At 74.0% G+C, this 11,466-nt stretch carries 11 protein-coding genes and 1 pseudogene; 7 read left to right on the forward strand and 5 right to left on the reverse strand.

Going from position 1 to position 11,466, the window contains the following annotated elements; all coding sequences use genetic code 11:
* The first annotated feature begins 16 nt into the window (after positions 1 to 16).
* The 3 genes from K7854_RS15920 to K7854_RS15930 all read left to right on the forward strand — a co-directional run bounded on the left by K7854_RS15920 (position 17) and on the right by K7854_RS15930 (position 2,432).
* Positions 17 to 916, forward strand: a complete 900-nt coding sequence (locus tag K7854_RS15920; protein WP_226027146.1) for a Vgb family protein — start codon at positions 17 to 19, stop codon at positions 914 to 916.
* 110 nt (positions 917 to 1,026) lie between these two features.
* The gene (locus K7854_RS15925) at positions 1,027 to 1,668 is read left to right on the forward strand and encodes a CatB-related O-acetyltransferase (protein WP_226027167.1); all 642 of its coding nucleotides are present in this window, start codon (positions 1,027 to 1,029) and stop codon (positions 1,666 to 1,668) included.
* A gap of 80 nt (positions 1,669 to 1,748) precedes the next feature.
* Positions 1,749 to 2,432 (forward strand): DUF5701 family protein, encoded by a 684-nt coding sequence (locus K7854_RS15930; RefSeq protein ID WP_226027147.1) that lies wholly within the window; start codon positions 1,749 to 1,751, stop codon positions 2,430 to 2,432.
* 6 nt (positions 2,433 to 2,438) lie between these two features.
* Here the strand turns inward: K7854_RS15930 and K7854_RS15935 are convergent, their stop codons facing one another.
* The gene (locus K7854_RS15935; RefSeq protein ID WP_226027148.1) at positions 2,439 to 3,539 is read right to left on the reverse strand and encodes a PP2C family protein-serine/threonine phosphatase; all 1,101 of its coding nucleotides are present in this window, start codon (positions 3,537 to 3,539) and stop codon (positions 2,439 to 2,441) included.
* Positions 3,540 to 3,731: 192 nt separating this feature from the next.
* Positions 3,732 to 5,000, reverse strand: a complete 1,269-nt coding sequence (locus K7854_RS15940; RefSeq protein WP_226027149.1) for an MFS transporter — start codon at positions 4,998 to 5,000, stop codon at positions 3,732 to 3,734.
* 83 nt (positions 5,001 to 5,083) lie between these two features.
* Here K7854_RS15940 and K7854_RS15945 point away from each other — a divergent pair, with 83 nt between their 5' ends.
* The 3 genes from K7854_RS15945 to K7854_RS15955 are packed head-to-tail and all read left to right on the forward strand — an operon-like array spanning position 5,084 to position 7,548.
* On the forward strand, positions 5,084 to 6,070 hold the full coding sequence (locus K7854_RS15945) for an ArsR/SmtB family transcription factor (protein ID WP_226027150.1): 987 nt from the start codon (positions 5,084 to 5,086) through the stop codon (positions 6,068 to 6,070).
* A 10-nt stretch (positions 6,071 to 6,080) separates the two neighbouring features.
* On the forward strand, positions 6,081 to 6,602 hold the full coding sequence (locus K7854_RS15950) for a glutathione peroxidase (RefSeq protein ID WP_226027151.1): 522 nt from the start codon (positions 6,081 to 6,083) through the stop codon (positions 6,600 to 6,602).
* Between the two features lie 55 nt (positions 6,603 to 6,657).
* Positions 6,658 to 7,548 carry a MerR family transcriptional regulator gene (locus tag K7854_RS15955; protein WP_226027152.1) on the forward strand — a complete coding sequence of 297 codons (891 nt, stop codon included), beginning with the start codon at positions 6,658 to 6,660 and terminating at the stop codon, positions 7,546 to 7,548.
* A 93-nt stretch (positions 7,549 to 7,641) separates the two neighbouring features.
* Here the strand turns inward: K7854_RS15955 and K7854_RS15960 are convergent, their stop codons facing one another.
* From K7854_RS15960 to K7854_RS15970, 3 genes are all read right to left on the reverse strand, one after another.
* The gene (locus K7854_RS15960; RefSeq protein ID WP_226027153.1) at positions 7,642 to 7,833 is read right to left on the reverse strand and encodes a DUF397 domain-containing protein; all 192 of its coding nucleotides are present in this window, start codon (positions 7,831 to 7,833) and stop codon (positions 7,642 to 7,644) included.
* 198 nt (positions 7,834 to 8,031) lie between these two features.
* Positions 8,032 to 8,889 (reverse strand): helix-turn-helix domain-containing protein, encoded by an 858-nt coding sequence (locus tag K7854_RS15965; RefSeq protein WP_226027154.1) that lies wholly within the window; start codon positions 8,887 to 8,889, stop codon positions 8,032 to 8,034.
* A gap of 341 nt (positions 8,890 to 9,230) precedes the next feature.
* Entirely contained in the window at positions 9,231 to 9,989 is a 759-nt protein-coding gene (locus K7854_RS15970) for a GOLPH3/VPS74 family protein (protein WP_226027155.1), read from the reverse strand.
* Positions 9,990 to 10,178: 189 nt separating this feature from the next.
* Here K7854_RS15970 and K7854_RS15975 point away from each other — a divergent pair.
* Positions 10,179 to 11,466, forward strand: a pseudogene (locus K7854_RS15975) (hypothetical protein); the annotation flags it as partial.

An 11,466-nucleotide genomic window follows, 5' to 3' on the forward strand; every position in this document is an offset into this window, starting at 1 on the left:
AGTAAAGTTACCCCCGATGAATGAATTCAACGAGAGGTACGACACCGACTCCGTACGGGAGTTCACCGTGAGCGACGCGGACGCCGGTCCCTACGCGCTCACCGAGGGACCGGACGGCGCCTTGTGGTTCACCCTCGTCCACCGGGGTGCCGTCGGCCGCAGGGACCCGGACGACGGACGGGTCACCGTCCATCCGGTCGGCGACGGGCCGACCGTGGTCGCGGCGGGTCCGGACGGCGCCCTGTGGTTCACCGAGTACCGGACGCACCGCATCGGCCGGATCACCCCGGAGGGCGACTACTCCTCCTTCGAGCCGCTCACCCCCGAGGGCGGACCGTTCGGGATCGCGGCGGGTCCCGACGGGGCCATGTGGTTCACGCTCTCCTCGGCCGACCGCGTCGGCCGGGTCACGGCGGACGGCGAGGTCACCGAGTACGCGGCGCCCGGCGCCTTCCCGTCCGCTCTCACGGCCGGTCCGGACGGCGCCCTGTGGTGCACGCTCAACCAGGGCAACGCCGTCGGCCGGCTGACCACCGACGGCCACGGCACCGCCTACCCGCTGCCGACGGAGGGCGCCGCGCCGGTGGGCATCACCGCGGGGCCCGACGGCGCCCTGTGGTTCACCGAGATCGGGGCCGGGCGGATCGGCCGGATCACCGTGGCCGGCGACATCACCGAGTATCCGCTCGCCGACCCCGGAGCCCGGCCGCACGCGGTGACGGCGGGGCCCGACGGGGCGCTGTGGTTCACCGAGTGGGGCAGTGGCCGGGTCGGCCGGATCACCGTCGACGGCCGCATCGCCTCGTACGCGCTCTCCCGCGCCGACAGCGAACCGCACGGCATCGCCGTACACGACGGCGCCCTGTGGTGCGCCCTGGAAACCGGCTCCCTGGCCAGGATCGAGGTCCCCTCTTGACCGACCCCACGTCCGACCACACCCCCGACCCCACGACCGACCCGACACCCGCCCCCACCACCGACCCGACGACCGATGCCGCCCCCGGCCCCGCGCCCGGCGCGGGTGACATTCCCGACCCCGGTGTACTGCACCCCCTCGCGCAGCACCCGCGCGTCGTCCTCCTCAAGCCGCTCGTCACGGACGAGCGCATCCAGGTGGGCGACTTCACGTACTACGACGACCCCGACGACGCCACCGCCTTCGAGACCCGCAACGTGCTCTACGCCTACGGCCCGGAGCGGCTGATCATCGGCAAGTACTGCGCGATCGCCACCGGCACCCGGTTCCTGATGGCCGGGGCCGAGCACCCCACCATGGGCGTGTCGACGTTCCCGTTCACCATGTTCGGCGGCGCCTGGGGCGAGGCCACCCTCGACCTGGTCACCGGCATGCCCAGCCGCGGCGACACCGTCGTCGGCAACGACGTGTGGTTCGGCTACGGCGCCACCGTCATGCCCGGCGTGCGCATCGGGGACGGCGCCATCATCGCCGCCGGGTCGCTCGTCACCGCCGACGTACCGCCGTACGCCGTGGTCGGCGGCAGCCCGGCCCGGCCCCTCCGGACCCGGTACGACGCCGAGGACGTCGCGCGGCTGCGCCGGGCCGCGTGGTGGGACTGGCCGGTCGAGCTGGTCACCCGCCACGTGCGGACGATCATGTCGGGCACCCCCGCGGAGATCGAGGCCATCGCGGCGAAGGAGCGCCCCTGACCACCGAAGCAACCAGGCGGCCGGGCACGAAAGCCCAGGCGCCGGCCCCGGATCCAGGCCCCAGGGAAGGAAGCATCCGCTTGACCGACTCGACGCACTCCCCCGCCTTCGACGCCGCCGCCGAGTTCGACCGGCAGGTCCGCACCCTCGTCGCGCTCGGCTACCCGGCGCTGTCCGGCCGCTCCCCCGAGGACTTCGCCGCACTGGTGGCGCCGCTGCGGGCCGAGGCCGTGGCCCGCACGGACCGGGCGGGGTACGCGGGAGGCGACCCCGCGGTCACCGGGCGGGTGCCCTTCGTCCTGGTCGTCGGGCGCGAACTCGCCCCGGTCGAGGGGACGATGCCGCTGACCACCCTGCACGGCGGGCGGCTGCCCGGCTTCGTCGACCGCAGCTTCGAACCGGGCTCCCTGGAACGGTTCGTCGCCACCGGACCGACCCGCCCGCCCGGACGGGACGGCGTCCACCTGCTGTTCGACGTCGAGCGCGGGGAGGAGTTCTGCGGGGTGGTGCCGGGCGACGCGCTGGCCACCGTCGCGGAGCGGGGCCGTACGCCGCTCACCGTCGAGGAGGGCGTCGCGCTGCTGACCCATGTCCCCGAGGTCCTGGTCAAGAACAAGTGCTTCTCGCTGGGCGGTTCACGGTGCGGCGACCGCCGGGTCCCGGCGCTCTGGATCAGCAAGCGCGCCCCGAAGCTCGGCTGGTGCTGGGAGGGCAACCCGCACACCTGGCTCGGCATGGCGTCGGCGGGTGCGCGCCGCGCCTGACCGCCGTCACGCCGGGGCGTCCAGGGTGACGGGGGTGCCGCCGTCCCCTCCCTGGTAGCGCAGCAGCAGCATCGCCGCGTCGTCGTGGTGGGGTCCCGCCGCATGCCGTACGAGGTCCTCGCGCAGGGCCTCCAGGGCGCGGTGGACGTCGGGGTCCTTCAGGAGGTGGGCGCGTTCGGCGAGCGGGTAGAAGCCGCCCCGGTCGTCCCGGGCCTCGGTGACGCCGTCGGTGTACAGGAGCAGTTGGTCGCCGGGACGGAACGGCACCGGGAAGGGGGCGGGACCGGGGCCGCCGTGCGCGGCCAGGCCCAGCGGGAGGGCGTACGCGGGCGGTTCCGGGAAGTCGGCGGTGCCGTCGCCGTGGACGAGCAACGGCGCCGGGTGGCCGTAGTTGAGGAGGACGACCTGGTGGTCGTAGCCGATCTCGGCGAGGATCGCCGTCACGAACTTCTCGTCCTCCAGCTCCCGGGCGACGCTGCGCTCCAGCCGTTCGCCGAGCTTGACCAGGTCCTTCTCGTCGTACGCCGCCTCCCGGAAGGCGCCGAGGACCCGGGCCGCGGTCTCCACCGCGGCCAGGCCCTTGCCCTGTACGTCGCCCACGATCACGCGGACGCCGTGCGGGGAGGCGACCACCTCGTACAGGTCGCCGCCGATCCGGGCCTCGGCGACGGCCGAGGTGTACGAGACGGCCGCGTGCAGCGGGCCCGCGGTCAGCGGCACCGGGCGCAGCAGCACCCGCTGGGCCACCTCCGCGATCGAGCGGACGCTGGCCAGCTCCGCCTCGCGGCGCGAGCGCATCACGGCCGCCGCGATGCCGACGCCGGTGACCCCGGCCACCGACAGCATGGCCGTGTAGCCGCGGGGACGGTCGAAGAGCCCGTTGTACAGGCCGAGGCCGACGCAGAGCAGCAGCGCGGCCAGTCCGATCACCGCGGTGCGCCGCCAGTCGCCGACCAGTCCGGCGAAGGCCGGGCCCAGCGACACCAGCGGCAGCAGCCCCACGCCGGGGCCCATCGTGAGGTCGACGACGGCGACCACGGCCATGGCGGCGACGGGCGTCCAGGAAAGCACTGCCGCGGAACCGGACGGCGGCTTCTTGACGGTCATGACTACTCCGGTGTCGCGGCGCTCAGGAGCCGCCCTCGCCCTGTCCTCAGGCGCCCTCCCCAGCCTCTCACCCTAGGCAAGGGCCGCAGCGCGCAGGAGTTTGCGAGCGGTCCTTAACCCAATCGAGGCCGAGCCGCGCCCGCCGGACCCGCACGCCGCGCGGACCGCACGTCACCCCGGCCCCGGCGCACCTCACGCCGACCGCACCGCCGCCCGCGTCGGCAGCAGCCCGCCGTCCGGCGCGTCCCGCCGGCTCGCCACCGTCAGCGTGAGCGTCACCGCCAGCGAGCCGAGCGCCATCACCGACATGGCCGTCGCCGGCGAGGTGACCTGGGCCACCGTGCCGGCCAGGACCGCGGCGACGCCCTGCAGGGTGAGCATCCCCGCGGAGTGCAGCCCGAGGGCGTGCCCGGAGAGTTCCTCGGGGGTCAGGGCGACCAGGCGCTCCTGCTGCACCAGGCTCGCGCCGAAGCCGACCGACGCCAGGGCGACCAGTACGCCCGCGACCGGCAGCGACGGCCGCAGGAAGAGGACGAGGTACGGCGCCGCCAGCAGCACCAGCAGCGGGATGCCGAGCCGCGGGCGCAGCCGGGCGGGCAGCAGCCGCCCGATCGTCACGTCCCCGGCAAGCATGCCCAGCGCGCCGCAGGCGAACAGCGTGCCCGCGGCCCGCGGGTCGTAGGAGACGAACAGCGACTCGCAGCCCACGACGAGGCCGTTGGGGATCCACAGGGCCAGGTACACGTGGCGGCGCGGACGGGCGGACCAGAGCGCGGCGTTGGCCCGCCAGGTGGCCCGGACCGAGGGGCGGCCGGAGACCCGCGGCGGGCGCCGGGTCAGGCGCAGGGCGAGGGCGGCCGACGTGCCGTACAGGGCGGCCGCGAGCAGCAGGCACAGACGCGGCGACAGCTGGGTCACCAGGACGCCCCCGGCCGCGTATCCGGCGATCTGCATGAGGCCGGTCATCATGTTGAAGAGCGACCGCCCGGTCAGGTACCCGTCCTTGGCGAGGATCTCGGTCAGCAGGCCCCAGCGGACCCCGCCGCCGAGCGAGGCGATCAGCCCCTCGACGAGGACGATGAGGAGCATCCCCCACACCGGCAGACCGGGCAGCGCGAGCGCGGCGGTGGCGACGGCGAAGGAGAGCGCGAGGCCCGCCAGCGTCGCCCGCGGCGGCAGCCGGTCGGCGCCGGAGAGGAAGAAGGTGGCGCCCAGCACCTGCGCGAGCGCCGGTCCGAACATGCTGACCGCGGACAGCAGCGGCGAGTTGGTCGCCCGGAACACCAGGGTGCCGAGCGCGAGGCCGCTCACGGTCTGGGCGGCGATGTGCGCGGAGGAGGAGAGGAAGAGTGGACCGAACTCGGGGGTGCGGAAGAGGTTCGCGTAGGTCCTGCGGGGTGGTGTGTCGGGGGGTGGGCTGTCGGATGGGCTGGGGGACGGGCTGTGGGGTGTGTCCGGCATCCGGGGAGTCTGGGGCGGTGCCGGGCGCGGCCGTTATTGTTTCGCGCGGAGGCGAAAGGTGAGCGGAACGGGACGAGGGACACATGGGCTGGTGGCAGATCAACGCCGACACCCTCGCGCGCAGCCGTTTCGTCGTCTCGCCGCTCGACGAGACGCTCGCCTGTCTGAAGATGCTGCACGCGGGAGTGGCCGGGCATCCCGGTGAGCGGGCCTGGCTGGCCGCCCACCGGCCCGCCCACCTGCGCCGCATGGCGGCCGACCCGGTGGACGCGCTGCTGGTGGCCGCGGGCCTGGGCCGGGAGTGGAACGCCGACTTCCTCACGCCGGCCCCCGTCGAGGGCCAGAGCTTCGCGGAGGGCGTCGCCCGGGTCCGGGCGACCCCGCCCGAGGTGGCGCGCGCCGACCTGGCCGTCTCCCTGGGGGGCACGCTCCCGGCGGCGCTGGACCGCGAGGACCTCCCGGAGCGGGCCGCCACGCTCCTCGAGGAGGTCTGGGCGCAGGCGGTACGGCCGGACTGGGACCGGCGCCGCCGGGTCCTGGAGGCGGACGTCGTCGCGCGGACCGCGCAGGTGAGCCGGGGCGGCTGGGCGACGGTGCTGGACGCCCTCAGGCCCGGCACCCGCTGGCTGGGCGACAACCGGCTCCAGATCAACCTGAACCCGTATCCGCCGCGCGAGCTGTCCGGGGCCGAGCTGGTCCTGGTGCCGATCACTCCGCAGCGGCACGGCTGGGTGGCGTGGCAGGAGCCCGAGCGGTACGCGGTGGTCTACCCGTGCGCGGGCGCCCTCGCTCACGACGGTGCCCGGCGGGTGCCCGCCGCCCTCGGCGCGCTGCTCGGACCGGCCCGGGCGGGCGTGCTGACCCTGCTCGGCACCCCCATGAGCACCAGCCAGCTGGTCGGCGTGACCGGGCAGGGCCTCGGATCGGTCGGGCGGCATCTGCGGGTGCTGCTCGACGCGGGGCTGGTGGAGCGGCGGCGCGCGGGCCGCTCGGTGCTGTACTCCCGGACACCCGCCGGGGAGGTGCTCGTGGAGGCGGGCGGCGCGGGGGCGGACCGGGGCCGGGACTAGCATCCGGTCCATGACGACCTCACCGAACACACGGAACGACGACAGCCTCCCCCTCGACGTCGAGATCGGCGCCCTCCAGGGCGGGTCGGCAGACCTGGCCCAGTACGCCGGCCGGGTCGTGCTGGTGGTCAACGTGGCCTCCAAGTGCGGACTCACCCCGCAGTACGCCGGCCTGGAGCGGCTGCACGAGCGGTACGCGGAGCAGGGGTTCACCGTGCTGGGCGTGCCCTGCAACCAGTTCATGGGCCAGGAGCCGGGCAGCGCCGGCGAGATCGCCGAGTTCTGCTCGGCGACGTACGGGGTGACCTTCCCGATGACCGAGAAGGTCGAGGTCAACGGGGCGGGCCGGCATCCGCTGTACGACCGGCTGACGGGCTTCGCGGACGCCGAGGGGCACAGCGGGGACGTCCGCTGGAACTTCGAGAAGTTCCTGATCGGGCGGGACGGCAAGGTCGCCGCCCGCTTCTCCCCGCAGACCGAGCCGGAGGCGGCCGAGGTCGTGGCGGCCGTCGAGGAGCGTCTCGCCGGTTGACCTTGCCCCTGGGGGAAGGCCGAGCGTCCTCGTCACCGGGCGGAACGGCCGCCCGGTGACGGAGGACGACGACGTGGGTGACCGGGTGGGGGATGTGCGCGACGACGAATTGCTGACCATCGGCGCGTTCGCGGCGCGCGCCCGGCTGTCGGCCAAGGCACTGCGGCTGTACGACCGGCTGGGTCTGCTGGCACCCGCCCACGTGGACGAGGCCACCGGCTACCGCTACTACCGCGCCGGACAGGCCGAACGCGCCCGGCTCGTGGCCCTGCTGCGGCGGCTGGACATGCCGCTCGCGCGGATCGCCGAGGTGGTCCGGGCGGACGGCGACCGGGCCGCCGGTCTGCTCGACGTCTACTGGGCGGACGTGGAGGCCCGGGTGGCCGGGCAGCGCGCGCTCGTCGAGTACCTCCGTGGACGGCTGACCGGAAGGGATGGCGACGTGTACGGAAAGTTCGTGGTCGAGACGGTGGACGTACCCGGGCAGGTGGTGATCAGCGAGACCCGGCACACGCTGGCGAGCGAGCTGCCGGCCTGGATCGGTGCCTCGCTGGGGCGGCTGGAGGAGGCGGCCCGGAGCTGCGGGGGCGTGACGGCGGCGCCGTACGTCGTCTACCACTCGGACGTGTCCATGGAGAGCGACGGCCCGGCCGAGTCCTGCGTGCCGGTCGCCGACGAGGCGGCGGCGCGGGCCTGGAGCGAGGAGCGGGGGCGGGCGTGGCAGACGCGGGTACGGGTGGAGCCGGCCGGGCGGCTGGCCTACACCCGGATCACCAAGGCCCAGGTGGCGTACCCGCAGATCCTGGCCGCCTTCGGGGCGGTGGAGGAGTGGATCGCCGCGCAGGGTCTGACGGTGACGGGGCCGTGCCGCGAGGTGTACTTCGCCGACTGGGACGCCGCGGGTCCCGAGGACCCGGTGTGCGACGTGGCGTTCCCGGTGAGCTGAGCTGAACCGGTCCGGCGGGCGCCCTCTCGGCAAGGTCGGCGAACTGGTCGAGAGGGCTCCGTCGGTGGTACCGGCGGGTGAAGCGTGGCGGCGTTACTCCTTCACCGAGGTCACGAAGGCGGTCCACGCGTCGGCGGGGAACGCGAGGACCGGGCCGTCGGTCACCTTGGAGTCGCGGACGGCGAGCGCCGCGACGAGGGGTGACCGGACCTCGACGCACGCGCCGTTTCCTCCGGAGTAGGAGGACTTGGTCCACGATTCCTGGGCGCCCTGAAGAATTGCCATGTCTGCTCCGATGGCGAGTCGCGAGTGTGGTTTACGCCAATGACGTTTGATCTTTGGCGTGATCGACGCTACTCGCTGGCCCCTCCGTACGGAGCAGCCATTCACTCGTCCGGATGGCATATTCCAGGCGACTCTTCCAGTACATCGGGGCAGAGGTGTAACATCCCGCCTTCGCCAGATTTCCCGGGCTTCAGCGGCTCAGCGCGCGTACTCCTTCGCCACGTCCTCGATGCGCTGCCGCGACTGCTCCACGTTCAGGGCCTGGGCCCGCAGGTGCTCGTACATCACCGTGTACTTCTGCACGTCCGGCGCCTTCTCCAGGTACAGGTCGCTGGTCACGCCCTCGATGTACACCACGCTGGAGTCGGCCGTGTCGGCGAACTCCAGGATGGAGTACTGGCCGTTGATGCCGGGGTGCGCCCCGACGTCGAAGGGCAGCACCTGCACGGTGATGTGCGGCAGCTGCGACATCTCGGCGACGTGCTCCAGCTGCTCCCGCATCACCTGCTTGCTGCCCACCACCCGGCGCAGGCAGGCCTCGTCCAGGACCACCCACAGCCGCAGCGGGTTGTGGTCGGCGGAGATGCGCTCCTGCCGCCGTATGCGGACCTGCACCCGCTTCTCCACGTCGGCGACGGACGTCTCGGGCAACGCGCCCTGGATGAGGGCCTCGGCGTAGGGCCGGGTCTGCAACAGGCCGGTGATGATCTGGGGTTCGTAGGTCCGCAGCGACTCCGCGTCGGTCTCCAGGCCGATGTAGACGCTGTACGGGATGTCCCCGAAGGCGTGCCACCAGCCCTGCTGGCGCGAGTCCTTCGCCATCTGCATCAGCGAGTCGACGATCCGCTGGTCCTCGACCTCGTACACCCCGCACAGGTCGCGGACGTCCCGCTGGCTGATGCTGCGCCGGCCGTTCTCCAGGCGGCTGATCTTCGACTGCGAGACCAGCAGCCGCTCGGCGACCTCCTCGGCCGTCATGCCCTTGAGCTCCCGGAGCCGGCGCAGCTCCTGGCCCAGCCGACGCCGCCTTACGGTGGGATTGACACTCGACGCCACGGGACGTGCACCTCCGGCTGCGTGACTCATGCTTGCCACTTTGTGTATCTGCTGCTGAGCAGACTGCCACCAAGGTGCTTACTACCGCTGGGAAACGGTCGATATGCGCCGCGTACACGCCAGTTCGGGACGCCACTCTCCCATGCGGCCGCGCGGGGCGGCGGAACCTTTCCGCGGTCCGGGCGGGCCGGACGCGCGGTCGGTTCCGCCGCCCCGCGCGGACCTGCGGCTCCCGTGACCGGGCTTGGGGACTGGCGGTACGGCGGTGCGGTGGTACGGCGGTGCTTGTGGAGCTGTGGAGCTGTGGTGCGGCGGTGCTTTCGTGCGGTGGGCTCGTGGGGCTAGTGGGCCACCGCTCGCGCCATCGATCCGTGGCGCGGTTGCGCCGGAACACCGCGGGCGGGCTCCGGGGCGGACCTGGCCCCCGGTCCCGCGGCCTGGCGGCCGGCCGGGGCCGGACTGCGGCGCGGCTGTGCCGCGGCGCCGTTCTGGACGTCCATCACCGCGTGCGCCACCAGGCCGCCCATGGGGTCGTGCCGGATGAGGTCCCGCAGCCGGGACCGCGACGAGCGTCCTTCGTTGCCCGGGTAGAGGTGCTTGCCGAGTCCGACCGCGTGGGCCAGCGCGGCGAGCGCCGCGGTCCGCGGGTCCGGCGGGACGCCGGTGCGGATCGCCGAGTCCAGCCGGGCCTTGATCTCCCTGCTGATCGCCGTGTCCGTCGCCTGGTAGCGAGTCGTCGGCAGCACCCCGCACATCTGGCCCTCCACGGCATGCACCATGCCGCATCGCTCCAGATGCGAGAGATAGGTCTGGCGCAGCCCCAGGCGGGGTCCGCCAATCCAGTTGACCGCCCGTACCGGAGCGCCGCGCCTTCGCAGCAACTCCAACGCGCAGTCCAGTGTTGGATCTCCTGTCGGCCGTGGGGCCACCACGGCGATACGATCCCCGTCTGGGGCTATCCGTCCGGCCAGCGCCAGCTCCACCAGCTGTGCTCCGGCCAGACCGAGGTCGAGCGACTGCGGCTGTGCGGTGGTACCCGTGGTCGGGTCCAACGCCAGCAGCAGAAGCTCCTCCGGAAGTGTTCTGCGGCTCCTGCCCATCCATGCCTCCCCGCGTGGATGACAGACAGGGTGACCCCTCTCACATTGGTCTGTCGAGGGTGCGTGACCGCTTCGTAGTGGAACCAGTAGGTATGTCGTTCTCGTCTTCCGCGTGGGTTCCACCCGTACACAGGACACTGGTAAATGGTTTCGGTACGGGTTCGGTAGCGCGCACTGGACGTGCGGCGCATGGAGGAGGCATCGGTGGCGGGCGAGTCCCCCGACAGGTCGAAGCAGCACGAGTCGTCGGAAGAACCGACGTCGGGGAGCGCGGGTCCGGTTCCCGAAGCCAGGACCGAGGCGAGTGAGCGGCGTGATCCGCGGCTGACGGTGGCACGGGAGCGCTCCGCGGGGGCCGGTGCCGGGTCCCGCGGCGGCGTCGACACGGCGACCCGGGTGCTGTCGGTCCGCGAGACGGGGGCGGAGGCCTCCGGCGGTGAGGACGGCGACGGTACGTCCGGGGGTGCCGGCGCGTCGTCGGACCCGTCCGCCTCCCCGGAGCAGTCCGACGCGGCCGAGGGGGCCGACGCGGGGCCCGGCGCCGGGAACGACGGCCGGCTCAGGGACGCGGTCGCGGCCTGGGTGGCCACCGCGGACGAGCGCGCCGCCGCCAACGCGCGGCTGGAGGACGCGGAGGAGCCCGCTCGGGACACGACCGACGGTGAGCGAGCCGCCACGGCTGCGCACCCCGAGGACGACGGTCCCGCCGCCACCGGGAAGTCCGGGCCCGCCGCCCCCGACACCCGCCCGTCGTCCCAGGACGCCGACAGCACCGAGCAGACTCCCGGCCCGGCCGCCGACTCCGATACGGACACGACCACCGCCCCCGGCGCGGACACCGGCTCGGCCTCCGACGCAGGCTCGGCCTCTGACGCAGGCTCCGCGCCGGGCGCGGGCGCCGACTCCAGCACCGGCCCGGGCACGGACCCGGCCCCCGGCTCCGACACGGGCTCGGCCTCTGACACGGGGGCAGACGCAGGTTCCGCGCCGGACGCGGGCAGCGACTCCAGCACCGGCCCGGGCACGGACTCCGGTACGGGCGCGGGCACCGCCGCCTACGCAGACCCGGATGCGGCTCCTGCCCCTGGCCCGGGCACCGGCTCCACGCCGGACGCGGACGCCGACTCCAGCACCGGCACGGGCACGGGCTCCGGCTCGGGCGCGGCCACCGCCGCCGACACAGGCTCGGACACGGACGCAGCCACGGCCCCCGGCTCGGGCGCGGGCGAGGTGTCCGGCTCCAGGCCGGACGGAGGCTCGGGATCGAGTGGGGTGGCGGGTTCCCCTGCCGCCGCTGCGGGTCCCGGCTCGGGCGAGGGCGAGGGCGCCGACGACGCCCCTTCCGGCGCGAACGCCGCCCCGGAGGCGGCCTCGGCCGCGGCGCCGGTGTCCGACGCGGACCCGGAGCCGACCGCGGACGCCCGCTCGGAGGCGAGCGCGGACACTGCCCCGGAGGCGAGCGCGGACGCCCACTCGT

The organism is Streptomyces hyderabadensis, from assembly GCF_020404845.1.
GTDB lineage: Bacteria > Actinomycetota > Actinomycetes > Streptomycetales > Streptomycetaceae > Streptomyces > Streptomyces hyderabadensis.

Excerpts from the sequence above, each read along its gene's own strand:
- K7854_RS15935 (WP_226027148.1), bottom strand. The coding sequence starts at position 3,539 with ATGACCGTCAAGAAGCCGCCGTCCGGTTCCGCGGCAGTGCTTTCCTGG.
- K7854_RS15940 (WP_226027149.1), bottom strand. The coding sequence starts at position 5,000 with ATGCCGGACACACCCCACAGCCCGTCCCCCAGCCCATCCGACAGCCCA.
- K7854_RS15960 (WP_226027153.1), bottom strand. The coding sequence starts at position 7,833 with ATGGCAATTCTTCAGGGCGCCCAGGAATCGTGGACCAAGTCCTCCTAC.
- K7854_RS15970 (WP_226027155.1), bottom strand. The coding sequence starts at position 9,989 with ATGGGCAGGAGCCGCAGAACACTTCCGGAGGAGCTTCTGCTGCTGGCG.
- K7854_RS15945 (WP_226027150.1), top strand. The coding sequence starts at position 5,084 with ATGGGCTGGTGGCAGATCAACGCCGACACCCTCGCGCGCAGCCGTTTC.
- K7854_RS15920 (WP_226027146.1), top strand. The coding sequence starts at position 17 with ATGAATGAATTCAACGAGAGGTACGACACCGACTCCGTACGGGAGTTC.
- K7854_RS15950 (WP_226027151.1), top strand. The coding sequence starts at position 6,081 with ATGACGACCTCACCGAACACACGGAACGACGACAGCCTCCCCCTCGAC.